Source organism: Lactobacillus sp. ESL0677 (genome assembly GCF_029392875.1).
Taxonomy (GTDB): Bacteria; Bacillota; Bacilli; order Lactobacillales; family Lactobacillaceae; genus Lactobacillus.
In genome coordinates, this window is record NZ_CP113946.1 from 1,695,348 (window position 1) to 1,722,076 (window position 26,729).

The following is a 26,729-nucleotide window of genomic DNA, read 5'->3' on the forward strand; positions in this document are numbered from 1 at the left end:
CTTTATTTTCTATTTCCTATAAAATTACGAACTATTTAGCTGGGTGGATTGGCACCTTAATTTCACCATTAATAACTTGGGTCCGCGCCTTTTGCGCATTCTTCCAAGCAGCAGAACTAATCTGGCCACGTTTAATTGAAACCCCGTTAGTCTTTAAACCGTAAACAAGGTGCTGACCACCGGGAAACTTACCCTGATACGCACGATTAGCAATATCCTGGGTGGCGATATTGACACCGGTAATCACTGATGTCAACACAAAGTTAGTCTTCTTACCATCTTTTGACTTGTAATTACCTAGATATGATTGGTCAACGTCAACCCCAATTGCCCAGACACGCTTAGAAGCCGGTCTATTTTGATTAATTGACTTTGCTTCTTGGAATAATCCATCACCAGTAGAACCTGATGCATGGAAGATAATGTCGGCTTTTTTAGCGTACATTGATTGGGCAATCGCCTTACCCTTATCCGCACTGGTGAAACTACCAGCATATTGATTTAAAAGAGTTATCTTTTTATGCAGCTTTTTAGCTTCATCATTAACACCTTTAGTAAAGCCAGCGTCAAAGAGATCAATAATGTTACCGCGAACCCCACCGATAAAACCAATGACATTAGTCTTGGTCTCAGAAGCAGCAACAACACCTGCAAGATATGCGGCCTGTTCACTTCTAAAGTTAGCCGAAACAACATTCTTTTGACCGTTAATTACTTCGTCAACAATAACGTAATTCTTCTTTGGATTCTTCTTAGCCGCCGCACTAACGGCATCCTTCAAGTTATAGCCAATTCCAAAAATTGTTTGGTAACCTGCCTTGCTAGCTTGCTCAAAGTTGGGAACAAAGTCGGCATCACTACTTGATTGAAAATACTGATAGCCATTCTTGCCGCGCTGTAAATTATGCTGCTTCCCATATGCCTTGAAGCCATTCCACGCTGACTGGTTAAACGAATTATCGTTAACTCCAGCTGCCGTCGTTACTAACGCAATAGAATGTTTAGCACTATCGCCTGCGTTACCACTGCCCCCCTGCTTTTTACCAGAACACGCTGTTAGCATCACACCAGCTGAAAAAATTAGCGCTGCTGCCGAATAAATTTTCTTAAACTTTATACTCATATTATTACCTCTCAAATAATTATTCCAGTTACTAAAATAACAACATTTAGTGGCTATGTCAAAGTCGATCTACAATATAAAGTGTTGATTTATTAGGATTTGTCATTTGGTCTAGATCTCGCTCTAAGTCAGTCACACCATAATTTTTGTATGCTTCAAAGCACAATTTGAAAATTTTTCTAAATTTGTCGACTTATGTAAAATTGACCAAAAAAAAGACGCTTTCGCGTCTATAAAAAATCATTTGGCTGAATTAACCACCTTGACTTGTCCAGTGATAATTCGCGTGCGCTGCTTTTGAACAGCGGCCCAAGTTGAAGAACTTAAATTGCCTCTGGTAATTGAAACGCCATTATCCTTCAAGCCATAGACTAAATGTTGACCGCCTGGGAACTTACTCCTAGCAGCCGCATCAGCCAGTGTCTTAGTCGCAACACCTAACCCCTTTAAAACCGAAGTCAAGGTAAAGTTATCTTTCTGACCATTTTTGGTTTTATAATTACCCAAAGTTGCTTGGTCAACATCAACACCAATTACCCACACTTTTTGAGCCGCGGGTCGTGTTTGATTGTAATCCTTAGCTTCTTGGAAAATGCCATTGCCAGCCGTTCCTGCCGCTTGATAAATGATGTCACATTTATCTGAATACAGCGATTGAGCAATTGCTTTTGCTTTATCCGTCGAGGTAAAGTTTCCAATATATTCAACATTTATTGTTACTTTTTTGTGCAGCATTTCGGCGCCAGCTTGAACACCTTGCCGAAAACCATCCGCGAAGGAATTAATAATGCTTGATTTGGCACCACCAACAAAGCCAACCTTATTCGTCTTAGTTGTATAAGCTGCCGCGATCCCCGCTAAATATGAAGCCTCGTTACTTTTGAAGGTGACTGAAGCGACATTTTTCTGTCCAGTAATCACATCGTCGATAATGACAAAATTTTTCTTAGGATTTTTTATCGCTGCTGCTTTAACCGAATCTTTTAGTGCATAACCAACACCAAAAATCGTTTGGTATCCCGAGCTAGCTGCTTGATTAAAGTTAGGTGTGTAATCTGCCGCACTATTTGATTGAAAATATTGATAACCGTGGCCTTGCTTTAAATTGTGTTCTTTGCCAAAAGCCGTAAAGCCAGCCCAAGCTGCTTGATTGAATGATTGGTCATCAACGCCACTACTGTCAGTAATCAAAGCAATGCTGTTTTTCCTATTTGTACCAGTCGCATTATCCTGCTTCTTACCCGAACAAGCCGTCAGAACCACACTTACTCCCAGGATAATTACACTTAAGGATAACCACTGCTGCCATTTTTTCTTCATTCGTTATCCTCCTGAATTTTATTTTAAAGACTAGTTTTTATTGAAAAATTCCACTAATTTTCCACTTACTTCTGGCGGCATTAGATTAGTCTGAGACAAGTTATTAACTTTTACCCAAGTTGGCAAATAGACGTTAGTTGCACTTGCTCGTTCTGCTTCCTCGCCGCTAATATCAGGTGTGGTTACTTGAGCTGATTCTACATAGAAAAAGACCTCGCGTTCTTGCTCCTGCAAGACAAACAGCTGCTGTAATTCATCTGGCGTTAATACTATCTGTAATTCCTCATGAATTTCACGGATTGCTGTCTGAGCAGGTGTTTCCTGTCCCTTAGCGCCATCACCGGGGACGACCCAATAATCGCGGCCATTCTTCAAGCGGTGAATTAGGAGCATGGCTTACGATTGGCGGTTATAAATAACCACTCTCGCCCGCATTTTACACATCCCATTCTTGCATAAATTCGTCAACAAAATTACGCATATATTCCGTTCTAGCGTGTGCTTCTTTTTTACCGCCTGCGGTATTCATTAAATCTTCCAACTGAAATAATTTTTCGTAAAAGTGATTAATGGTTGTTTCCTGATGCTGACGATACTGATCATGACTAACCAGCTTTTGCGGCTTAATCGCTGGATCATAAATCAAATTGCCGTGCGCGCCACCATAGGTAAAGGCACGAGCAATCCCGATTGCACCCAGGCTTTCAATGCGATCGGCATCTTGAACGTATTGTCCCGAAACTGGCAATTGATAATGATGCTCAATATTTTGCGAAAACGACATGTGCTGCATGGTAAACAAAATATCCTTGATTTCTAAAGCAGTAAAACCAACTTGCGGCAATAATTCTTTAATATTCGCCAGCACAATTTCTGGATCAGCACAAATTTTTTCATCAATTGTGTCGTGTAAATATCCCGCAGCTTCAATAATCGCCACCATGCGACTATCTTGATGGGCATTCGGATTATCTTGCAAGTACATTTTTTTAGCTAGATGAGCCACCCGCTGACCGTGATAAAAGTCGTGGCCTGTTTTTTCATCCTTAAGCTGCTGTTTAACAAAGTTAATTACTTCAGTTATCTCCAATTTAATTTTCCTTTCTATTGTTTAATACTATAATTCTAGCTTATTTAATTTTATAGACCAAGTATTTTCTTTATGAGTGAAATTATCTGTTGTGAACATTAAATACTAGTGCACATGTTATAATATCGTTGTAACTAAAAAGAAGCCCTACTATGAATAGGACTTCTCGACGTAGAGCCGTCTTCAAAGGACGGTGGCTACTGGCTATATTTTAATAAATACGCCCTGTAACTCTCTAAAGTTATTAGTCAGGGCGTTTTTGTTCGTAATTATTTCTTGCGATTGTCGAGAAATGTAACTGATAGCAGCACGATGCAATTGTTCATAAATAAATCTGATAATTATCTATTGTGAACATTAAATTGCTTACTATTCGTGCACATGCTATAATATCGTTGTAATTAAAAAGAAGCCCTACTACTAATAGGACTTCTCTACGTAGAGCCGTCTTCAAAGAACGGTGGCTACTGAACGATATTTTTGACAAATACGCCCTGTAACTCTCTAAAGTTATTTCTCAGGGCGTTTTTGTTTGCGATTATTTCTTGCGATTGTCGATGTACGTCAACAAATCAACGAGAAATGTAACTGATAGCAACACAATTGTTGCTACTTCGTAACCACTCACAAATGACTGACCTTTCTACTAAGAGATTGGAGTATTGGTCCATTAAATGCCATAAGCATCATCTTCTTTCAAACGATAGCCACCGCCCTTTTTAACTTTTCTAAGTTTCTTTATTATAACAAAATTATTTTTATATGAATATAGCTTTTATAAAATATTATTTCGACATACAAATAACGAGCATAAAGCCCGCTATATCAACATTCGTTCTACCAGGTGCGACATTGTCGTGCACGATAACCTTTATTAACAAAAATTAACCTTGATTCATTCACGTAAAGCGTTGATAAATCAGGCCTTATAATTTTGTTCAAGCCGCTAAAGAGCAAAGAATTAGACAAGTAGACCATCGTTTTAAGGCAAAGAACAGACCGTATTATGAGCATTTTCAAGCAGACTTTGGCGAAACGGCCAAGACACATTATTGGAATCAAGGGATCATTAATGGTGGGCAGATATTTGATTTACCCGAGCAAATAATTTAAAAGCGAAAACTACAAATAGCAGCAGGTAAAGGCTTAAAGTTTATTACCCACAAAAAGTTGACACTAACTGAAAAGATTACTAAATTGCCCCACTTTTACGATCATGCTATAATATGACTGTAAACAAAAGAAGCCCTATTGGCATTAGGACTTCTTAACATGAGTTTCCGCATACAGCGGTGACTTAACGATAGTTAAACTAATAACCGCTAAGTATCAGGCTAGAGCGGTTATTCTTTTGCTTTAAATTTCTTTAAAGCAGCCTTTAATTTGCCAAAAGCATTAACTAAATTGGTAGCTTCAGTAATTAAGTTAATTAATTGCTTAACTACTGTTGCCAATACCAAGATAATTACTGCAATGGTTAAACCAAAGGCAATAACAGTATCCATAGGGATACTTGGCCAATCCTTTCTTTCGGATTCTGAACTTAATAGCTTTTACACCATAAGCATCACTTCCTCAGTTTAGAAATTAGCCACCGCTATCTAGCTTCTCTCATGTTCAGCTTTAATTATAGCAAAAATCAGTCGCTAATTTAGTGACATGCAAAATATTTTATTGATTACTAATTATGAATTGGCTAGAGCTGCTGTTCTTGTCAACCACTTTAGCTAAAAAATAGCGCTCTGCGTTCTTCACGATGTGAAACGCAGCGCTATTTTTTAGCTAAGGGGGAGATAATATAAGCTGATTAAATATTTACCAGCCCAATTAATAAATTAGCTATTGACAATAGCAATTTACAGATAGATAATTAATTTGTCGTATGTTAAAGCGTTAATTCGAGTTAATGCTTTAACTAATTATTATTTTATTTGTTTATATTTAGTTTAAATTTATTTGCTTTTGTTTGATACTTAATAATTTAAAAAATTAAAAGCAGCTAATAATTGTATTTGTTAGCTGTTTTTCGTGTGTCTTGTTTAGATTACTAACATAGATACGAAAAAGGAGCTGATCAAAATTGATCAACTCCCTCTTTATTTATAATTGTTTTTAATTGCTACGTTGGGTTCACGAATAGCTGTTTTGAGCTATCCTTTCCAACAAGTTGCATAATTCATTATATGAATTGCTAGTTTAATTACAATAGATTACTAAAAATTACCAATTGTTTTAGCAGGCTTAAAACGTAGACCATTAGGATGACTGGAATCAGGAATCATCCAGCCTGCTCTTACTTGAATGTTTACAGTAAACTTTTTATAGCTTTGCGTAAAGTTAAGTTCTTCATATCTGATTCTTTAATTACTAAGTCTAAGAAGTCGAATGAATCATACTTACCGTCATAGTCAACAATTTCGCGGTAGTAGTTACCATCAACACCTAAGAATGGCTTATCAGCAAGTAGTACAGTACCTTTATGAGTAATTACTTGATCTTTGCCTGTGTTTTCACTTTCACCAGCTACTGTAATTGCATCAGGCTCTTTGAGTGTTCTACCGCCAAAGCCGCGATCATAATTGTAGGCTGTAACAGGCTTGACACCGTTTTTAAGTTCATATTCTTGCATGTGATCGTAGTTAACACCGAGATTAGTTACTGGACGCAAGATCATACGGTTATAGCCACTACCAGCTTTATGTGCTGTTTCATCATTATCTTTAAAATCTTCATCGAACCATTCAAGGCTAATTAAATAAGGCTTACCATTAATATTCTTAGTGCCAATAATGATGTTAGTTTTTGAGCCATTAGCGTTACCTGTGCTATTATCTAGTGCATACTTGCCGCTGAACGACCTGAGCGGGTTGTCATAGACATAGTGTCCCGTACCTAAATCAGCCACGAGAACGCCTTGCTTTAGCCAGTGCGTACCAGGCTTGGACGCGAGGTTGAGAATGTGGTTCACTTTGTTGCCGTCCGCAGCTTTGATCTTGTCATAACCATCTAGCATATCATCAGCATAACCTGATTGGATATTATGATTGTTATAGTAATAGCTATTACCATGTTTACCGTTGGATATATGACGTTTTTTAGCCCGTTTAGCGTAGACCACGGTTTGTGTAGTGGCATTTAATAGAGGCATCCCGGTTGAAAGTAAAGTACCGAAACCATTAACATAGCAGCTAGTTTGTTCTTATTTAACGACATCATTAGAAATATCCTTGAACGTGAACTAAGCACGTTCGCAACGTATTTGATTAGACAGAGTTAAAGTGATATTTGTTTTTTTATTTGTTACTAACTATATTATATGACGAGCAAACAGGCTAAACAATACCTGAAACAGTTAACGTCCAAATTTTTGTAAAACTGTCAAATTAAAATGACAGTTTACGTTGACAGTGGGTAAGTATCCTTAACTCATTATGCTGGTTTTTGGCTTTTTCATGATAAAATTAATTTGCAAGTAGGCAAGGAAAGCCTTTTTTATTAAAACAATCATACTAAGGAAGGATCTGATGAGATGTTGGTAAAAAAGCAAACGTTAAAACGCGTATCGACTAAACTCGGTACGGGTTTTGCTGCGTTAGTGTTACTTGGTGCAAGTGGCATGCCCATCGCACAATTTGCGGCGCAGCCGTGTACAAATAAGACACACGATTTCTCGTGTGTCTTTTAATTTATCTATTAATAAATCGGCAAAAACATATTTCTGCACAAAAAATAGCGTGCTTAAAGCCCGCTATATCAACATTCGTTCTACTTGGTGCGACATTATCATGCACATAGCTAAAAACTATGTGCATTTTTTATGCACGATAAACTTTACTAATAAAAATTAATCTTGATTTATTCACGTAAAACGTTGATAAATCAAGATTTATCATTTTAAATAATACTTACTTAAGCCGCTTCCCAGATTTGAACTGGGGACCTCCTCCTTACCACGGCGGTGCTCTACCTCCTGAGCTAAAGTGGCAATACTATTGTACCAAAAAAAGCATCTCTTAAACTGGAGATGCCTTATTTTTATTCAGATTATATTTTAATCCACAAATTTAACTGCTGTGCCGTAAGCAACAACCGATTGCATATCACTGGCAATTGAACTGGAATCAAAGTGCATCATCACAACTGCATCTGCACCCTTTTCAGCGGCTGCTTGGCGCAATCGTTCTAAAGCCTGTGTACGAGACTCCTCTAGCATTTTAGTATAACTACGGATCTCACCACCAACCATTGACTTTAAGCCAGCACCAAAATCTTTAAGCATATTTTTAGACTGTGTGGTTAAGCCAAAGACCTCACCCAAAACCTCATACTTTTTACCAGGGATCTGTTCTGTCGTTGTTACCAACAGCTCTTTTGTATTCATGATTATCTCCTAACTAAGTTCTAATTTACTAATATTAATATACACTATTTTTTTAATTTCAATTGGATTTTATTGTAATTTTTTATTAGCTTTTTTGATTAAACGGGGGTTAATCATAACTTCAGCTATCACGACACAAACAATATTAGCAATTGCAAAAGTCAGAAAGACGCCAGCGGTACCAAGTGCAGCCATCAAAACTGGGAAAGCCAAGCTAACAACAAAGTTAGTAATCCACATCATTGCCGTACCAATCGAATTAAAGGCTGTCTTTAAATGTTGCGGGAAGATTTCTGCTAGCAGCAAATAAGTTACTGGACTAACAATACCTTGTTGTGTTGCTAAGAACAAGGTTAAAATTAGCAAAACTAAGACGTTAATCTCAGTTTGTGGTAAATTTTTAGCACGCATTACTAAAGTTAATATTGTTAAGGTAACAAAGTTAGCAGCTAGACCTGTAACCAGTAAACGTTGATGATCTAAGTTCGCCAATAATTTTGTCCCCAGCGTAATTGCTAATGAAGAAACCAAACCAATCAAAATATTGCCATATAAAGAAGCGCCGGCACCCATACCGACTTTTTCCAACAAGACCGTGCCATAATACATCACCGTATTAATTCCCGAAGCTTGTTGAATAAAGCCAATTGCAACTCCGGCCAGCAACAGATAGAGCATCGCACGGTTATGAAAAACTAGACGCCAGGAAAATGATTTATCCCGCGCGTTAATAGATTTTTTGGCTTCATCAATCGCTTCATGAATATCTAACTTAGGAAAGCCCAGCTTGGCAAAAGTACGTTTAGCCTTATTGCGCGCACCTTCCATTAATTGCCAAAACGGACTGTTAGGCAAATCAAAGGACAACAGCCACAATAAAAAGGCCGGTACTGCAGCAACTGCCATCATAACCCGCCAGACTGGATGCCAATTCGGCCAAATTGTTGCTAAAATTGCATTAACTGTAAAAGCGGTCAGCTGTCCCACCACAATTGCTTTAGAATTTTTATTAACATTTTCTGCTTTTAATTTATCTGGAGAGATTTCGTTTAGATAAAGTGGCGATAAGCTGGAAGCACAGCCAACCGATAAGCCCAAAATAAAACGTGAAATAATTAACATTTGCACATTTATTGAAACTGCACAAAATAATGTTGCTACAGTAAAAATTACAGCAATTCCCTGCAACAACTTCTTACGACCGATATTATCTGCCAACTTGCCTACGGCCATTGCCCCAAACGCACAGCCCAAAACCAATGAACTTGAGACCAACCCTTGTTCTGCTGAGGATAAGTTCAACTGATCCGATCTACTTAAAAAAGTTAGTGCACCGTTAATTACTCCAGTATCGTAACCAAACAAAAAGCCACCAAGGGCAATTACAAATGCTGTATATCGTAAAAATAAATTACTCTTTTTTACTTTTTTATAAAAAATAACTGTCAACTCCTTAATACTTTTACTAATACAAATAAACTCTTAAGTAACTTCACTAAAGCTTCACTTAAGAGTTTATTTTTAATATTTATATTATAACACTAATTAATTTTTTAGATTTTAACTCTGCTTACAAGCAAAAAACATCCTTATCAGCTAGGAATGTTTATCTGTATTATTTAATTGTAACTAATGTATACTTCTTTTTACCCTTACGCACAATGACGTATTTGCCATCAAATGCCTTGCCTGGGTCAACATCAAAGTCAATAGATTGCTCACGATCACCATTAATGTAGATCGCGCCATTCTTAATATCTTCACGTGCCTGACGCTTGGAATCCTCAACCTTGGTTTCAACCAAGAAGTCAACAATATTCTTAACATTGCTGTCTGCCTGAGCAGCTGGGGCACTCTTTAAGCCTTCTTCAATTTGCTTAACAGATAAGTTCTTGATGTCACCGGAAAATAGAGCGTCGGTAATCATTTGGGCTTCTTTTAGGCCAGCCTCACCATGAACAAACTTGGTTACTTCCTCAGCCAACTTCTTCTGTGCAGCCCGCTTCCACGGCTCCTTCTTAGTTGCTTCATCTAAAGTATCAATTTCTTCATGACTTAAAAAAGTAAAGTACTTCAAGTATTTCACAACATCACGGTCATCTTGATTAATCCAGAATTGATAAAATTCGTAAGGGCTAGTTTTTTCTGGATCAAGCCAAACAGCACCACCAGCTGACTTACCAAACTTGGTACCATCGGCTTTTAGCATCAATGGAATGGTCAGACCAAAGGCTTGTCTGTCTGGACCTTGCAACTTATGAATTAAATCAATTCCGGCCGTAATATTGCCCCATTGATCGCTACCACCGATTTGCATTTGGACACCGTGATTTTTGTTCAGTTCGTTAAAGTCAATTGCTTGCAAAATCTGGTAAGAAAATTCGGTAAAGGAAATCCCATTTTCTAATCTGCTGGCAACAACATCCTTATTAAGCATGTTATTAACTTGGAAATGCTTCCCGTAATCACGCAAAAAGTCAATTAAGGTCAGCTTATCTAGCCATTCAGCATTATTGACGATTTCGAAGTTCTCTGTACCAAACAATTTTTCCATTTGCTTAGTCAAAGCTACTTCATTTTGGTGTAACTTTTCGGCACTTAATAATGTCCGCTCTGATTTACGGCCTGATGGGTCACCAATTGTTCCCGTACCACCACCGATAACGATTACTGGGTGATAACCAGCAAGCTGAAATCTCTTTAAAATCATGAAGGGAATCAAGTGACCAATGTGCAGAGAATCACCAGTCGGGTCAGTACCACAGTACAAGGCTAAGTCATCATGCTCTTTTAAGTATTTACGTAAGCCATCTTCGTCAGTCTCTTGATTAATAGCACCACGCCATTTTAAATCTTCTAAAATATCAAAGTTTGCCATTTATATTCCTCCAACAAAAAACGCCCCTAGATTCAATTCGAATCTAGGGACGACTAAATTACTTTTTAGCCGTGGTACCACCCACGTTTACGCCAATTGCAGCGTCTTATTCGGTCTTTACGGGAACCACCCAACCTGTATTTCATCACTCTCGACCTGTCTAGCTCACACCAACCGCTAGTTCTCTGATCGCTGAATCGAGGTGCTACTTCATTATGATGATAAATGAATAATACTAATTTTTTATTAATTAGTCAACATTATTTTTTAATTATTTGTAAAAGCCTTTAGCCTTTAAACCATATGCTTTACCAGAAGTCATGTCATACTGAACCATTTCGTAATCAGCAAGCAGTTCCTGTTGCTTCTTAGTCAACGTCTTTGGATCAACCATTTCACCTTTGCGGTTAACTAAGTTAAAGCCTTTATCACCAGCAAAATTAATTGTAATTGCTGGCAACTTCTTATGAACTTCTGTTAGCAATGCTTGATATGGCGTAACCTTCGAGTCAGTCTGTTGCAACATCATGGCAATAAAGTCACTACTATTAACAAAGCTATTTGCCTTAGTCGACAACTTCATCTTGGCACCATGTTCACGAGCATACTTATTTGAGTAAATAAAGTAGCGCGTTGAGTGCATTTGCACTGGATACTTCGCTGTGTAACTTTGTGACAAAATACTTGGATAGTGATCACCATAAAAGACTAGAGTAACTGGCTTCTTAAGTTTATCAATTTGCTTAATAAACTTCTTAACTGCCTTATCGGTGTACTGTGTCCCCTTAACATAAGTTGCCATCTGTTCACGGTCTGCGGCAGTCTTGAACAAGTCACCAGTAATCTTACCCATATATTCGTTATTTGGATACCAATTATTGTATGGCATGTGGTTTTGAATTGAAATCAGGTTGATGAACTGTCCACCCTTGCGCGCATTAATTTGATGTAAACCATTAGCATAAGTAGTGAAATCAGAATTGTAGCTACTACGACCTAATTTCTTTTGGTCAATAACCTTGTAACCTGAACCTAGGTAAACAAATTTATTAAATTTGAAAATCCGATAATCACCTATTCTTGAATAATAACTACCAATAAACGGGTGAATAGCAGATTTATAATCAAAGTTCATCCCAATTGTTGGGTAGAACTTGTAATTTGGCACAATTTGCACGTATGGTGTCAGCGTCGACTTAAACATGCCCATATTCAGACCTGTCAACGTTTCCCATTCCATGTTGGCTGTACCACCACCATAACCGGCACTAAGCATTGAGCCATAAGTTGACCGGTTCTTCATTGATTGAATGAACTTAACCGGATTTGGCACATCCCGATCAAATTTAATTGTTGGGAAGGTATATGGATCAACAAAACTTTCACTCAAGTTAAAGACAATCGTTTGCTTATTAATGTCGTTCTTCCGCGTCTTATTAATCTTAGCTGCAACTTTAGCATACTTTTGGTCTAAGTGATTGATTGTTGTTGCTGAATAGCCACTTGGCTGGTCCATAATCTGCAAGTCGATATAATTCAAGAAGTTCAATATTGGACCATTAACCTGAATATCACGTTCAGGATTACGGAATTTCTGATGATTATCAAAGCCAAGATTAATATAATAAATAAAGCCATCATCGTGATTAAACCGCAGCGGTGTTAAGAACAATAGTAAGCTGAGCAGTGCCCAAATACCACGCCGCTTCCATGAGCCACGCTTCTTAATCGGGTACTTCTTCTCCAAAAAAACATCCAGAATAATTATTACTGCCAGAGCAATCAAAATAGCAATTACTAAATTTTTGCCCACCATTGGCAGTAAAGTCTTCCAGTTAACGATTTCACTGATTTCAGTTGGATAAATTGGCTCACCGCGCAAGTTCATCTTAATCTTGTTGGCAACAGCCCAGCCAAGCACAATAATGCTGACCAGCATGTTAGATGTCCAATACCGCGTGGTAATGAAGTAAATGATTGAGAACAAGGCATCAAGGAAGATTGTTGTTAAGACAATCGCAAAGAACTTTGTCCCCAAAAGATAAACAACCGCATTAATATTTTTAGCCGTACTAATTTGAATTCGTAAATTATCGGATTCAATTAAGAAAGACACAAAACTTAAAATGTAAAACCAAGCCCACGTTAACAGATTAACGCGGTTGGTGACAATCCATTTAGTAACGTGGTTCAGTGCAGTTGCACAGATATTAGCCAAATTAGTTTCATGATTGAGATAATCAATGACCTGTGCAAATGGGTGCCATTTAAATAAGTAGCGATCCAGAATAAAGTACCAACCCCAAGCAATTAACATCATTAATACGATCATGATGAGCTTATTAATTGTTGAAGAATTAGTAAACAGAAAGACCTTCATAAATTTAGCTGAAATCGGCGCATCCATGAAGATAATTACCGGAATAAAGTAGCGCATTTCACGTGCGCTAAAGGTCACAATTACCTTTTTGAAAAGTAAAAAGGCAGCTGCAACTATTAAGAACATAAATGGTGAAGAAGGATTATTCAAAAATTCTCTGTTCCAATCACCACCATTACCGGCAATTAGCTGTGACCAATAAACGGCGTCAAATCCCGGCACACCAATTAAAACAACAAAGAAAGAAACAATACCGACAAGTAAAGAAAGTCCCAACATTTTTTTGCTAATTTTGACATTAGCAAGGAACATTCCCCAAGCAAAGAACAAAATCAAATACAAGCCGTAAATCGAGTATTGGAAAGTTAAATTACCAGCACTTAAAGCAAAACCTAATAACGTTAAAATACTCAACACTAGCAGGTTTTGCTTGTCACTTAATTGATGCTGTAAATCATATAGGTATGGCTGAGCCAATAAACTAAAAATTAACCCAGCAAACAAAACTGACGTGCTGGTAATAACTGGAAAGAGCATTCCCCACACGCGCCACATATTAAAGTGACTTGGTGAAATAATAAAAAACAACAGGTAATAAACAATTAAGGTTGCTACTCCAAGCAGCCAATACCTAAAGCTTTCGCTTGCACGTTGCTTTTTCTTACTGTAAACAGCGCCAAAGACCATTGGTACAATCATTATTGTCGCGTGGTACAACATGTTCGGCATAAACCGAATAAATGAAAAGTGTGCTCTTGAAGCAATACCTTTCAAGTTAAACATTTGTACTAGCATGAAGAAAGTCGCAACTAGCAGACAGATAATCTGCACGGTTTTTAACGTTTTTTTATTTTTATTCATGTTTCTAGTATCTATCCTCACTAAAAATTGATTTGATTATTGTACCTTTATACCCAACTTTTTCTTAATTGAGTATAAAACGTCAACCTTTTTACCTTTACCTGCAAAAAAGTCTCGAAGATCATGCCTGAACTTAAACACCATTATTAGTCCAATTACTAATAGAATGATCCCAACCTCGCTAATCTTCGTCATTTCATAACAAGCAAACAAAAAGATAAAAATTAGCGGTGGCATCGTTAAGTTCTTCATGATAATCATTAAAACTAAAGCAATCAGTAAGGTAACAATACCCGCTGGAAAATCATAGATTAAAGCAAATAATCCAGCTACAGCAACACCCTTGCCGCCCTTAAACTTATTTAAAATTGGAAAACAATGCCCCAAAATCAAGCCTAAGCCTGCATAAGCTAAGTTAACACGGCCGGGGAAAAAGTTAGCAACTAATAGCATTGCCACGGCGGTTTTTAAGAAATCACCTAAGCAAGTGATGATACCCCATTTTTTGCCAAAAACGGCACCAATATTAGCTGTCCCAGGATTACCAGAACCAACCTTAGTTGGATCTTGGTGAAAAACAAACCGCCCCAGCAGCATTGCACCAAGCAAGTTCCCCAGTGCATAACCAATTAAAATTGACCACAAGCGTGCCATTAATTATCATCTTCCTCCTGTGAATTTTGCTCTTGATAATCCTGATAAATAGTATAATCCTGCGTGGCTGGATCAGAAAAGTCAAAACCCCTAGCAGTATTACGCTTATTCTGATAAATCTCATTATTGCTGATTGGCATTAAAGTTAATCCCAGTTCGCCACGCAAAAAATCAGACACCCGTTGCAGTTCCTTAGTTGATTGCACTTGATAAGAAGCATCAGCAATCGTTGCGTTATGCCCGTGAAGGTAATCATTCTTAACATTTTTCGTTGAACTACGATAATTCAGCGCGATTTCTTCAAGAGCTTTAAATGGCAAATTAGTCTTAACATTGCCAGAGATTGACGTTAACACGGAATCCAGCTTGGTTAAGGTACTAATTGAAACAGCCTTTTTAATCAAAGTCGTAATAACCTGACGCTGCCTCTTTTGCCGGCCATAATCTCCTTGCGGGTCATCATAACGCATCCGCGAATATGCTAATGCACCACCACCACCCATGTGGGTTAATTGGTTTTTCTTAAAAATATAGCCGCCGTATTCAAAACTAAGCGTCGGCCGGACGTTAATTCCGCCAACATAGCGAATAAGACGCATAATGCCCTTCATATTAACCAAGGCATAGTACTTAATTGGCACATTAATTAACTGCGAAACACTGGCCATTGTCATTTTTGCGCCGCCAATACCATAGGCCGCGTTAATCTTCTCAACCTGAAATTGCTGGGCACCAACCATTTGTGCCATTGTATCACGCGGAACCGACATTAATGTGTACCGTTTCTTCTGCGGATTAACAACAGCTAGAATAATTGTATCAGTATTACCAACTTTTTCAGTTCGGTCAAGTGCTCCCGTATCGGTTCCAAGTAATAAAACGGCGAACCTTTTCTTACCGTTAAATTCGCCTTTTTTAATTTGTACTTGATTATTACTGTCGTACGTATTATCAACTGCTGTCTTGGTTCGATAATAAATATATGCCGAATAAGCAGCCGCTGCAACAGTAGCAACCGCAACAATGCTTATTAACCAAGCCCAAACTTGTCGCCGCCGATGATAATCTTTGGCATGCAATTCTACCCGACTCTTGTTCGGGCGATTATCGTTATGATCCATTTTCTTACCCAAATATTAATTAACAATGAGTGTATTATAGCAAAAAAAGCAAACCGATGCTGGTTTGCTCGCAACTTCTTATTAAAATCATTACCATCTTTAGCTAAGCGCTAAAGTCAGCTGGAACTCGTTATTACTATCTCCTGCTAGTAAACTCTTAGCAATTGAAGCAACTACCTGCTGGCCTTTAGCTGCTAAAGAAAAATTGGCAGAATTTAACTTAATAGTTGCCTCTTGGTTAGTTAATTCAACTTCGTTGACACTTTCCTTAACTGTCCAGCCAGTAATTACCGGCAAAACAAAAGACAAGGAAAATGGCATTTCTTTGTGTGAATTATTTTTTAAATAGCATTTAAGATCAATGCGGTTGCCTTCAAGTGCATAAGTCAAAATCATCTCAAAATGATACGGAAACTTCTTATAGCTTACCGCATCATCAATCAAAGCCAAACTAACACGCGCGTCTCCCTTATCAACAACGGTCCAAGGTAAGAGCTCTGCCAAGTTTTCACCTTGATCCGCATCTGAAAAGACAACCGACAACTTCTCTTGCGCAGAATCCTGTTTGAAATAGTCACACTGATTACTAAGATTTTCCAAACTAAGCATCTGGGCGCCATTTTCATCAATTACAACACGCAAAAGAGAATTTTCAATTGTTTGCATAGTTCACTCCAAACTTTCTCCCAGATAAAAATAGCACTTTAACACTACTTCTGTCAATTCACGCCTTGAAACTGGGCTTTTTAATCAAATAAATACCTTGATTAAATCAAGATCCTATTATAAAGGAAGAAAAAATAATTTTTGGGTAAAAAAGCAGCTTATTTTCAAGAAATAATTGCCCAAATCAATGGCAATCTTACATTTTATATAATATAATAATCGTGTTCCCAAGAATTATAAGTTAGTTTTTGGAACAAGTTAATAAAAGAGCACTCCTGATGGAGTGCTTTTTTATATTTCGTAATTAATCCGGTCACGTGAAGCCTCGGTTAAATCAGCCGAAACCGGCGCAACAAATGAGCCGTCATCAGCCAGCTCAATCTCAGTAATTGTGGTACTCTTAGGTAATACTGCCTTATCATACAGCCGACTAGCCAAAGTATCAGCTGCCATCTTCATTGCTTCGCGCAGACCCTCGCCTTCAGTAATTGCTCCCTTGACATCAGGAAAACTAATTACATAGACATCATCACCAAGTGGTTTAAAAATTGCCGGATAAGTTACTATTCTATGAGCCATTAACTAATCCCTCCGTCCTATAGTGTTACCTAGTATCATGATATACCTAAACTGCATGTTTGCCGCATGAATTTGCAAATTATTTTAAATTATTTATCATATTGCTCATTATTAACATAAGAATTATAATTAGTGAAGGAATACACATTGATAAATATTTTTTGTGGAGGAATTATATTATGAAGATTGTAATTGCCGGCTCTGGTGCAATGGGCCTGAGATTTGGCTTGCTGCTCAAGCGTGGCGGTAATGATGTTACTCTAATTGATGGCTGGGACAAAAACATTGCCGCCGTTAGAAAAAGCGGAGTTAAAGCTGATATTGATGGACAGACTTTGAGCGCTAAGATGCCAATTTATAAACAAGATGAAGTTGCTCAAAAAATCACCAACGCTGACCTCATCATTGTTTTCACCAAGTCAATGGCTCTAGACTCAATGCTCACCAGCATTAAACCAGTAATTGGGACAAACACTTATATTCTTTGCCTGCTCAACGGTTTAGGACATGAGGAAGTGCTCGAAAAATATGTGGCAGAAGACCATATCATTATGGGGGTCACCATGAATGCCGCAAGTATGCCTGCTCCCGGTGAGACCAAGTTTGATGGTAATGGACAAACAGAATTACAATGTCTTAGTGCCAGTGGTCAACAAGAAGTTCAAAAGGTCGTTGATGTCTTTAACGAATCCAAGATTGATTCTGTTTATAGTGACAACGTGCTGTACTCAATTTGGCGTAAAGCTTGCGTCAACGGCGTAGTCAATTCCGTTTGTGCATTGTTAGAGGGAACAACTGTTGATTTTGGTCATGCTAAGAATGCCGATGCAATCACCCGCACTATTGTTGACGAATTTGCTGATGTTGCTGAACGCGAGGGTATCTACCTTGACCGCAAGGAAGTAGTTGAACACGTTGAAAGCACATGGACAATGGACCACTACCCGTCAATGTATCAGGACTTGGTAGTCAACCACCGCCCAACAGAAATTGACTACATTAATGGTGCTGTTTGGCGTAAGGGACAAAAATACGGCGTCGCCACACCATATTGTGCCTGCATTACCAACCTGATTCATGCTAAAGAAGGAATGCTAAACGTTAAATAGTTTTATAAAAGTAAAAAGCTTCGCAATTTAGATTTGAATTACGGAGCTTTTTTAAGTGTGTTTATGTTAGGAAAATTGTGTATATATGTAAGAGAAATTTATTTTGCTTCTAAGTCAAAGTCTGTCTTACCCAAGCCTGTCCAACGGACATAAGCTTGAGTCAAAGCAGTCGCTGATGGATAATCATGACCATCAAATTCGCTGATAATTTGACCTAATTTAACTGACTTGTAATTAGATAAACGTAAATCAATGTTTGCAGCTTCCTTAACTAATTCATCTTTAGTAATTGGGAAGAAGTTAATCATCCCGCGCTTGCTGTTTTCAAGCATTTCACGGTAACTTTGTGCAAAGTAATGTGCATCGTATTGTGCGACAACGTATTCTGCCATCTTATTAGTCCTTTCTGCTATCTAAGCCTTTAAAACCAATGTAATCATGGTCACCAGCATTGGGATTAGCACCACCACGGTGATCATTCAAGTAACCCAAGTCACCCATCATTGATGAGTTTTGTAAGTAACTAGCTTCGCGTGGGTTAAAGGTTGCCATGAACATTTCAGCATTCTTAGAATCTGAATGTTGCAACAATGCACCACCTGGTGCGTAAAGGCCTGAGTGACCAAACCATTGGTAACCATCATCACGTCCAGCTAAGTTAGTGTAAGCAACGTAGAAGTTGTTGTGGTAAGCAGCTTCATGGTTGGTAATCATTGTTCCTTCTTGGTATGGATCCATGTATGCAGAAATCCGAATAACCAAGTTAGCACCATTTTGACGTGGAATATCCCACATTTCGTGGTAATCACCATCGGCACAAATAATTGTTGAAATCTTAGCACCTTCTGGACCGTCAAATGGCATTAAACCTTCGCCCATTCCTGGGTGAGTTGGTTCTGCTGGGTTCCAAGGGTGAGCTTTAGCGTAAATATTAACTACTTTCCCCTCATCGTTGATCGTGATGGCAACGTTTCTTGCTTCATCATCACCTTCAAATTGGTAGTAAGCACCAACAACTAGCCAAACACCCAAGGTCGCACATTTATCTTGCAATTGCTTCATAAACTTGTCGTTTTCGTGCAATGGGTAATCGTGAGCAACCGGACTAAAACCGTGAGTGTAAGTTTCAGGAGTAATTAACATTTGGTAGCCAGCATAAGAAATAGTGGCTCTATCCATGTACTCAAATAATTGGTCCAAGTTATCCTGAATTTGCATTTCTGCAATTTCAGTAGCAGATTTACTTGCCAAATATTTCTTAACTTCTGCCTTTTGACTATCAGTCTTAAAGCGGAGCCATTCGTTCATTGAAGCTTCTGAAACATAACCAGAAACAGGAGTCCGAGCACCGGCTTGCATAAAGACCAAATTTAAATAACCAGGTAATGCGTAATTTGTCGTTAACATAGTTAACTTCCTTTCCTAAAAAATAATAATAAGTTTATTTACCTTCATACAAAGTTACAAAGCCAAATGCTAAAGCAACTAAGATTGCGGAAACAATAAACATCACGCCGACCATACTTGAACCCATGTTCATAATTGAACCGGCAAGTGGTGCTGCAAAGAAGGTACCAGCGTTAAGGCCGATATTCATAATACCGATCGCATTAGCTGATAGCGGTGCTTTCTTAACAGACATTGGTGCAAGCGAATAGATTGTGGTTGGAATTGACCCGTCAAAAATCGGGAAAATGATGATGATAGCCCAAGCTAAAGCTGCTGTATGGATAAAGTTAAAGGCAGCTAAGCCGATAATACCGTATAAAACAGCACAACTCATCCCAAAAATCTTTTTACCGTTTTCTGATTTAATCTTGTCCAAAACTACCCCAGCAAGAATCGTGAAGAAAATCTCCAAGAAGTACATGCTGCTGAGCATCGTATTGATTTGACCACGAGAAAGTCCTGGGACATTTTGTACCCAAACTGACTGAATCCAAGAAACGAATGTAAACGAGCAAAGAGCAAAGAAGAAAGCTGCAATCCCGATGAAGGCTGATGACTTTCCTGCCGCCTTAATTGCCTTAAATTGTGTCTTGATGTTAATTGAGTCAAGCACCTTACGGGCAGTTGAGCGGTTATCCTTGCGGTTTTCGTGTTCTTCCACAATCTCTTGTGGTTGATGAACAAACAATAAGAAAGCAACGAAGCCAACAATTAAGAAGGCAATCGCTAGGCCCCACATACCTTGCCATGAAAAGCTACTGGTAATTGGTGATGCCGTGAAGAAGATGATTACTTGTGAAATCGTCATCCACGATGTCCAAATTGCCATAATGATACTCAAGCCGTTTTTAGAATTAAACCATTGAGTAATCAGCACTGGCCCAATAACAGCAATAATACCAACACCGGTTCCTTCAATAACCCGCGTTAAGAGCATGAACCAGATATTAGTTGAAAACATACCAAGCAGACCACCGACAACCGTAATAATCAAAGCGAAGATACCGACTTTGCGAATTCCGATTGAGTCAGCAAGGTTAGCAGCAGTCATTGACAGCAAAACAGCAATCAATGAAAAGCTTGAACTAATCCAACCAGCAACAGACGCACTGGTGTGGAATTGCGTAATGATCATATTCATTACCGGCGAAACTTTGTTTTGCGCCATGGCTACGGCAATTCCGGCGATAACAACAGACAGGCCAATCAGCCATCTGTTATCGCGCCAAGTTTTGTGCACAGATGAGTGTGTACCTTGTCCCATATGAAAATTCCTTTCGTAATTAACTAAATATTTTGAAAATTAATAAGCATAACAGGGAGCAATTATAAACACGCTGATTTAAGAGCGTCAATTTAACTGCTCACGCCTCTTAGCCTTACTAGCAGTGAGAGCGCTGTTATTTTCCGTGCTATAAAAACGGTTAGCGTATAGTCTTCATCACTAATGAACTGCTTTCAAAAAGTTAGTACATTCGACGAGGAAAGTTTTTTCAAAAAAATTGAGCGAAAATTCGCCAAGAAAGTAAAATTAGTTAGATAGTCTAAGTATTTTTCAGCTAAAAAAAGACAGATTCCTAATTAGAAATCTGTCTTTTTGATTATTTAAATTAATGTTCTAAATCGGATTTTGCTCAGTTAACATTTGACAAAGCAAACGACCCACATTTTGCATAAATTGAACAGCATTTGTCTTTTCATTAGGACTAAATTTGGTCATTACCACACATTCAATCCATGAATCACCTAGTTCTAGTCGTGCCGCATCATGGGCATAATTGAGCAAGTCCCCCGTCTTATTGTAAGACTTGATTTGACTATATTCACCCATTGCTACTGGCCAAACTAGTCGATCATAGAACATTTGTCCATGCATACTTGCCTGCGCCGCTTGCGCATATTCATCATCATACTTAAACGCGGCGGCAAGTAATTGTCCCAGACTCTTTGCATTAGCCAAATTCTCACCGTTTGTTGGTGGCGTCATTAAGCGGCGCTGCAATAATACATTGGGATAATTAGCCTTGAGCCAGTCATTAATGGTCTTCATTCCCCATGTCGTCAGCAGTGCATTAGTCGCCGTATTATCCGACTGAATCAGCATTAGTTGCAACAAGTCTTTAATTGTATATACCCGTGGCGACACTAAACTTAAAGTACCACCGGGAACAATATCTTCCGGTTGCAGCGTAACTTGCTGTTCCAAAAGATGCGGTTGCTTAAGAAATAATTGCTGGCCATATGCCGCAATTCCTAATTTAATTAAGCTAGCAGTTGCCCACATTTGGTCTGTATTGATTTCATATTCCAAGCCCCATGAGCTACGTAAATATAGCTGAAAATTAACGTCATGCTTTAAGCATGCTAGTTCTTGTTCAAAATTAATCATGATTATTTTACCCGTAATTCTGGACCCGCAAGTTCTAATCCCGCGGGAGCTTCCTTAGTCATATAAACCGAATCTAAATCTGCAAATTTTATATTTTCGTGAGCACCGGCAAAGGCAATTGCCGCCTGAATGCTATTAGTTGGCTCAATCATACAACCAATCATACAGCCAATTCCAGAAGCTGCACATAGATCATTAATCTTTTCTGCCTCAGACAAACCGCCAGTCTTCATCAACTTGATGTTAACGTAGTCAACCGCATGTTCTTTACATAAAGTAATCGCATCGGCATAAGAAAATGCACTTTCATCTGCCATAATTGGCAGAATATGTAACTGCGTTAATTCTTTTAGTCCAGCAATATCACCAGCAGCTAGTGGCTGTTCAATAAATTCCACTGGTAAATTTGCAATAGCTAATGCCCGCAATGCCTGAACAGCTTCCATCCGGCTCCAGCCTTGATTAGCATCAAGCCGTAACTTTATCTCGGGACCAACGGCTTCACTAATTGTCCTAATTAAATTAATGTCATTGGTAATCCCGTTAGAGCCAACCTTAATCTTTAAGGTAGTAAATCCCTGCTGAACAAACTCCTTGGCTTCCTGAACCATTTGCTCAAGCGGCTTAATACCTAGTGTCATATCTGTTGTAACAGTAGCAGTCTGACCACCGAGTAAGTTTACTAATGTCGTATGGTAAATTTGGCAGCGCAAATCATACAAGGCAAATTCTAGTGCAGCCTTAGCTGGTTGATTGCCTTGAATCGCATTCTTAATCGTTGCCAGTAACTTTTCCCATGCTTCAAATTCGCAGCCAATCAGGCTAGGAATTAATACATCTGTCAAAACTGCTTGGCAGCTAGCTAGCGTATCGCCAGTAACTACTTCATTTGGTGTTCCTGTACCAACACCGACTAAGCCGTTAGCGAGCGTAATTTCAACTTGAACAGCTTGTGCTGCCGTAACCGTATGCCGCGCGGTCGTAAACGGTGTTTTCAAGGGTAAACTAATAATTTTTTGTGTAATTTTAGTAATTTTGGTCATTCGTTCTACCTTCTTTCATATCCAAAAAGGCGCCAATACCAACTGCTTGGGTCTAGCACTGCCAATCAAGATTGCGGACCAACTTTACATTTTTCCTAACCCAACAATCATGTTAAGCAAATTAAAACTAGCCAGCAATTACCATTTTAAACTCTCTTCCAAATTGAAATATTGGAATAAAATATCATCTTTAATAATTATAGCAAAAAAAGTATTTCATGCCTGATATTATCTAAATAAATAGCATTAATCTTTTTCCAAATAAAATAAAAATAATTGCTAGAACTACATCCAGCAATTATCTCCATTAGGACAGTACAAATGTCCAAATTTTTTATTTCAATTTTGCATTAACATCAACAATGCCATCTTTAGCCATTGCAATTAGCTGCGGCTTATTTAATCCCTGGCCCATCATCGACTGGTTAGCAAATTCAATAATTAATGGTAAGTTAACACCACTGATTACTTGAATATCAGGGTACTCAGCAAACAGTCGAATAACAACATTAGATGGCGTACCACCAAGTACATCAACTGCTACGACAGTTTCCTTATCAGTACCTTGATCCAAAAATTCCTCGGCCTCTTTTTGCAAATCTTCGGGACCTTGATCGGGATTAAGACCAATTGCCTTTACATTATCAAGCTTACCCATAATCAATTCTGCACTGCCTAAAGCTGCTTGAGCCATTTGACCATGACTCATCAATAACATTCTCATATATTTATATCCCTTCAATATTAAACTTTTATTTTTAAGTTTAGCATAGAAAGCATTATTTCTACCGTTTTATATTAATCTTTTTTAAGTAATCGCCAACCACTTAAAACAACCGTAATTAGACAAATAATAATAGAAATTAAAAAGACAACGTGCATCCCATAAATGAAAATTTCCGGTTGCTTAGGTAAGTAGCCAGTTACCCGCGAGCCCTTCTTCGCACTCATTGCCGCAAACAAAATGGTCGTGGCACTAGAAATTCCAATTACCATTCCCAAATTACGAGAAAGTGAATTAATACTGCCGGCAACACCCAAGTCTTTTTGCTCAACAGAACTCATGACAAGAGAATTATTCGGTGAACTAAAAATTCCGCTGCCCAGACCCATGATGGCAATGCTAACAATAAAGAGCCAAATCGGTGACGTTAAATTGCACAGATAGTAACCAATTTGACTGACCAAGAGTAGTAATAACCCGATAAAGGTAATTAATTTCGGACTGATTTTATCAGAAATCGTTCCAGCAACTGGCGCCGCAAATAATTGTACAAGCGGTAAAATCATTAAAATATAACCAGTTTTACTTGGTGCTAAATGCCGTGCATTTTCTAAATAAAATGGCGTCACCACATTAAAGAAGAAGTTAGTAATAAAAATCAGCAACGCACACAATAAACTAACCGAAAAGTCTGGGTTCTTAAACAGACTAAATTGTAACAATGGATTAGTTGCACGATTTTCTGTGTAAACAAACCAGCAAAAGCTAAGTATTCCAACGATTAACATCACTAAAACCGTTGCTGCAGTGAAGCCAAGCTGCTGCCCCAGAAAAATTCCACCAAACAAAGTTACCATCCCTAAGGCAAAGGTAAATGAGCCCTTCTTATCAAGTGGTGCCTTAGTAAAAGTAATATCTTTAGGCAAATAGATGGCGCCAATAATAGCAGCAATTAAACCAACTGGAACATTTAGCCAAAAAATATATGACCATGATAAATGCGACAAAATTACGCCACCAAGACCAGGTCCAGCAATCGAGCCCAAGGCTACAAAAGAGCCAATTGTTCCAAGAGCTTTCCCCCGCTCAGAATGTGGAAAAATTTCCGTAATAATCCCATTATTAGTCGCCATTGTCATGGCTGCCCCAAATGCCTGCACTGCTCGAGCGATCAGTAAAAAGAGCAAATTGACTTTAAAACCAGACATTAACGAGCCGGCAATGAAGAACACCGCCCCTAACCGAAAAATCTTAATTTTACCCTGCAAGTCACTCAGCTTACCAAAGAAAAGAATAAAACTGCAGACAACAATTAGATAAAGGGAAACAACCCATTCCGATTGACTCATTGATATGTGCAAGTCATTGCTAATTACGGGCAATGCAATATTAACGATTGTCCCATCCAACGTTGACATGAAGGTGAATAACCCTACTGCTACTAAGATCAACCAGCGATTTTTTTGCACCTGCTTATCAGTCTGGTAACTTAAATTTTGTGCCATTTATTCCAAGTCCTTTCAAGCGTTTCCAATTTAGTTAGGTACCTTATGAAGATAAATTATACACTTTATTTGGTCTTTGCCAAGTACAAAATAAAAGCAGTTACTCAATAATGAATAACTGCTTTTTGGTAATTTAACTTTGTGCTTCTAAAACTTGGGCAAGATTATTTAAGTTAAGATTAAATGCATGCTTGGCAATTGGGATTAATAATTTTAATGGTAATTTACCTGCAACTTGATCGGTTAAATAAAGACTTTCTGCAATTAATGTCTTACCATTCTGTTTACTAAGTTGAAATTCAACCTGGTATGCAATTTTACCTTGGGTACTAACATAAGTTACCCGATTATTATCGCCAATTATCCTGATTTGCTCGCGTTTATTAGGCGCTTCAGTCATCCGCTCAATCACAAATTGGTCACTTGACTGCTCCGTAATCCTAATTTCTGGTACCCACTTTAATAATGACTGTGGTTGTAATAAAAACTGTTGTACCTGTTCTTGAGTTTGATTAACCAATCTGATATTTGTAAAAATTTTCTGTTCCATATTTAGAACCTCCTTGAATTTATAGTCCTAGTTTATGAAAAAAGAAAATTTAAAGATAATCAGAATACTGATATTAAATTTGATCAAATATTTTTTCAGTAAATAATTCACTTAAAAAGCGACTCTTGTGTTCATTTTCTAATGCCTGATCTTCTTGACCAGTTTTCTGTGCAATTTTAGCAAGTAAAAAGTAACAATTTGCCAGCATGTAATGTGAATTATGCTCGGTAATGTATGTAACTCCTTGATCTAACCAATCCACTGCCGCACGAATTTTACCAGCTTGATAATTAATTAACGCTGCTAGATAAAACAGCACGTTAAGATTTTCAGAATAATTAATTTGGTTAATGTCTGCCATTGCCTTAACTAGTAGCTGCTCTGACTCCTTCTTTTGCCCTTGGTCTAAATTGACCAGACTTAACGAAATTAACGTCAATCGCATTAATACCGAAGTTAAAGACCCCGTTTCATTACAAGCTAATGCAAGCTTAAGATTTTGCTTTGCTGCAGTTAAATTATGATCGATTTGAAAATCCGTTATTGCCAGATAGTAGTAATAAGCTTGTTCTTCTGCAGCTGTTTGCAGTTGATTAATTGTTGACTTTTTTAAAAGAAAAACGCGAAGTTGCTCATAATCATGCAGATTGCACAACCTGTCTAATTTTGCGTTAAGTGAAGGCTGGCTACTAATCGCAAAATTACTTGCTAAGCTAATTGTATTTAGTTCTATTCCCAATCGCTGACAAAGTTCAATTAGCAGCTTGGCATTGGGAACATATTTACCATTTTCAATTGCCGACAGCATTGATTGCGCGCAAATATTCTCCGCTGTTTCTTTTTGTGTCATCTTTTTTGTTTGCCGCGCTGTTTTCAGCGCTTGCCCTAATTGATTAGCCATCTTGTT

At 38.1% G+C, this 26,729-nt stretch carries 24 protein-coding genes and 1 tRNA gene; 1 reads left to right on the forward strand and 24 read right to left on the reverse strand.

Going from position 1 to position 26,729, the window contains the following annotated elements; translation table 11 throughout:
* Positions 1-31: 31 nt before the first annotated feature.
* The 15 genes from OZX76_RS08315 to OZX76_RS08385 form a co-directional block, all read right to left on the reverse strand.
* Positions 32-1,123: a BMP family protein gene (locus tag OZX76_RS08315; RefSeq protein WP_277179363.1), complete on the reverse strand. Its 1,092-nt coding sequence runs from the start codon at positions 1,121-1,123 to the stop codon at positions 32-34.
* Positions 1,124-1,363: 240 nt separating this feature from the next.
* Positions 1,364-2,443, reverse strand: coding sequence for a BMP family ABC transporter substrate-binding protein (locus tag OZX76_RS08320; protein ID WP_277179364.1), 1,080 nt, complete (start codon positions 2,441-2,443; stop codon positions 1,364-1,366).
* Positions 2,444-2,473: 30 nt separating this feature from the next.
* Positions 2,474-2,836, reverse strand: coding sequence for an NUDIX domain-containing protein (locus OZX76_RS08325; protein ID WP_277179366.1), 363 nt, complete (start codon positions 2,834-2,836; stop codon positions 2,474-2,476).
* Positions 2,837-2,879: 43 nt separating this feature from the next.
* Positions 2,880-3,533, reverse strand: coding sequence for an HD domain-containing protein (locus OZX76_RS08330; protein WP_277179369.1), 654 nt, complete (start codon positions 3,531-3,533; stop codon positions 2,880-2,882).
* Positions 3,534-4,876: 1,343 nt separating this feature from the next.
* Entirely contained in the window at positions 4,877-5,038 is a 162-nt protein-coding gene (locus OZX76_RS08335; RefSeq protein WP_277179372.1) for a hypothetical protein, read from the reverse strand.
* Positions 5,039-5,838: 800 nt separating this feature from the next.
* Positions 5,839-6,681, reverse strand: a complete 843-nt coding sequence (locus OZX76_RS08340) for a hypothetical protein (RefSeq protein ID WP_277179374.1) — start codon at positions 6,679-6,681, stop codon at positions 5,839-5,841.
* A 764-nt stretch (positions 6,682-7,445) separates the two neighbouring features.
* Positions 7,446-7,518, reverse strand: a tRNA-Thr gene (locus OZX76_RS08345).
* A 66-nt stretch (positions 7,519-7,584) separates the two neighbouring features.
* Positions 7,585-7,899, reverse strand: coding sequence for a heavy metal-binding domain-containing protein (locus OZX76_RS08350; protein WP_277181534.1), 315 nt, complete (start codon positions 7,897-7,899; stop codon positions 7,585-7,587).
* Between the two features lie 84 nt (positions 7,900-7,983).
* Positions 7,984-9,354: a sugar porter family MFS transporter gene (locus OZX76_RS08355; protein WP_277181535.1), complete on the reverse strand. Its 1,371-nt coding sequence runs from the start codon at positions 9,352-9,354 to the stop codon at positions 7,984-7,986.
* A 175-nt stretch (positions 9,355-9,529) separates the two neighbouring features.
* On the reverse strand, positions 9,530-10,792 hold the full coding sequence (gene tyrS, locus OZX76_RS08360; protein ID WP_277179376.1) for a tyrosine--tRNA ligase: 1,263 nt from the start codon (positions 10,790-10,792) through the stop codon (positions 9,530-9,532).
* Positions 10,793-11,063: 271 nt separating this feature from the next.
* Complete coding sequence (locus OZX76_RS08365; protein WP_277179377.1) at positions 11,064-14,033, reverse strand: LTA synthase family protein; 2,970 nt, start codon at positions 14,031-14,033, stop codon at positions 11,064-11,066.
* A gap of 36 nt (positions 14,034-14,069) precedes the next feature.
* A complete protein-coding gene (locus tag OZX76_RS08370) occupies positions 14,070-14,687 on the reverse strand; it encodes a glycerol-3-phosphate acyltransferase (protein ID WP_277179380.1) in 618 nt (205 codons plus the stop codon).
* Positions 14,687-15,808 carry an LCP family protein gene (locus OZX76_RS08375; protein WP_277179381.1) on the reverse strand — a complete coding sequence of 374 codons (1,122 nt, stop codon included), beginning with the start codon at positions 15,806-15,808 and terminating at the stop codon, positions 14,687-14,689. The genes OZX76_RS08370 and OZX76_RS08375 overlap by 1 nt, the downstream gene beginning before the upstream one ends.
* A gap of 99 nt (positions 15,809-15,907) precedes the next feature.
* On the reverse strand, positions 15,908-16,474 hold the full coding sequence (locus OZX76_RS08380) for an aldose epimerase (RefSeq protein ID WP_277179384.1): 567 nt from the start codon (positions 16,472-16,474) through the stop codon (positions 15,908-15,910).
* 291 nt (positions 16,475-16,765) lie between these two features.
* Positions 16,766-17,053, reverse strand: coding sequence for a type II toxin-antitoxin system HicB family antitoxin (locus OZX76_RS08385; protein ID WP_277132008.1), 288 nt, complete (start codon positions 17,051-17,053; stop codon positions 16,766-16,768).
* Between the two features lie 179 nt (positions 17,054-17,232).
* Here OZX76_RS08385 and OZX76_RS08390 point away from each other — a divergent pair, with 179 nt between their 5' ends.
* A complete protein-coding gene (locus OZX76_RS08390) occupies positions 17,233-18,162 on the forward strand; it encodes a 2-dehydropantoate 2-reductase (protein ID WP_277179387.1) in 930 nt (309 codons plus the stop codon).
* A 98-nt stretch (positions 18,163-18,260) separates the two neighbouring features.
* Here OZX76_RS08390 and OZX76_RS08395 read toward each other — a convergent pair whose 3' ends face one another.
* The 9 genes from OZX76_RS08395 to OZX76_RS08435 all read right to left on the reverse strand — a co-directional run bounded on the left by OZX76_RS08395 (position 18,261) and on the right by OZX76_RS08435 (position 26,723).
* Positions 18,261-18,554, reverse strand: coding sequence for a hypothetical protein (locus OZX76_RS08395; RefSeq protein ID WP_277179389.1), 294 nt, complete (start codon positions 18,552-18,554; stop codon positions 18,261-18,263).
* Positions 18,555-18,558: 4 nt separating this feature from the next.
* Positions 18,559-19,569: a nitrilase-related carbon-nitrogen hydrolase gene (locus OZX76_RS08400; protein WP_277179392.1), complete on the reverse strand. Its 1,011-nt coding sequence runs from the start codon at positions 19,567-19,569 to the stop codon at positions 18,559-18,561.
* 34 nt (positions 19,570-19,603) lie between these two features.
* Positions 19,604-20,875, reverse strand: a complete 1,272-nt coding sequence (locus OZX76_RS08405) for an MFS transporter (RefSeq protein ID WP_277179394.1) — start codon at positions 20,873-20,875, stop codon at positions 19,604-19,606.
* A 354-nt stretch (positions 20,876-21,229) separates the two neighbouring features.
* Entirely contained in the window at positions 21,230-22,000 is a 771-nt protein-coding gene (locus tag OZX76_RS08410) for a serine hydrolase (RefSeq protein ID WP_277179396.1), read from the reverse strand.
* Positions 22,001-22,002: 2 nt separating this feature from the next.
* Positions 22,003-23,043, reverse strand: a complete 1,041-nt coding sequence (locus tag OZX76_RS08415; RefSeq protein WP_277179398.1) for a dipeptide epimerase — start codon at positions 23,041-23,043, stop codon at positions 22,003-22,005.
* Positions 23,044-23,377: 334 nt separating this feature from the next.
* A complete protein-coding gene (locus tag OZX76_RS08420; protein WP_277179400.1) occupies positions 23,378-23,767 on the reverse strand; it encodes a PTS sugar transporter subunit IIA in 390 nt (129 codons plus the stop codon).
* A gap of 74 nt (positions 23,768-23,841) precedes the next feature.
* On the reverse strand, positions 23,842-25,272 hold the full coding sequence (locus OZX76_RS08425) for an MFS transporter (RefSeq protein WP_277179402.1): 1,431 nt from the start codon (positions 25,270-25,272) through the stop codon (positions 23,842-23,844).
* A 133-nt stretch (positions 25,273-25,405) separates the two neighbouring features.
* Positions 25,406-25,822 (reverse strand): SRPBCC family protein, encoded by a 417-nt coding sequence (locus OZX76_RS08430; protein WP_277179405.1) that lies wholly within the window; start codon positions 25,820-25,822, stop codon positions 25,406-25,408.
* Between the two features lie 73 nt (positions 25,823-25,895).
* Entirely contained in the window at positions 25,896-26,723 is an 828-nt protein-coding gene (locus OZX76_RS08435) for a helix-turn-helix transcriptional regulator (RefSeq protein ID WP_277179408.1), read from the reverse strand.
* Positions 26,724-26,729 lie beyond the last annotated feature (6 nt).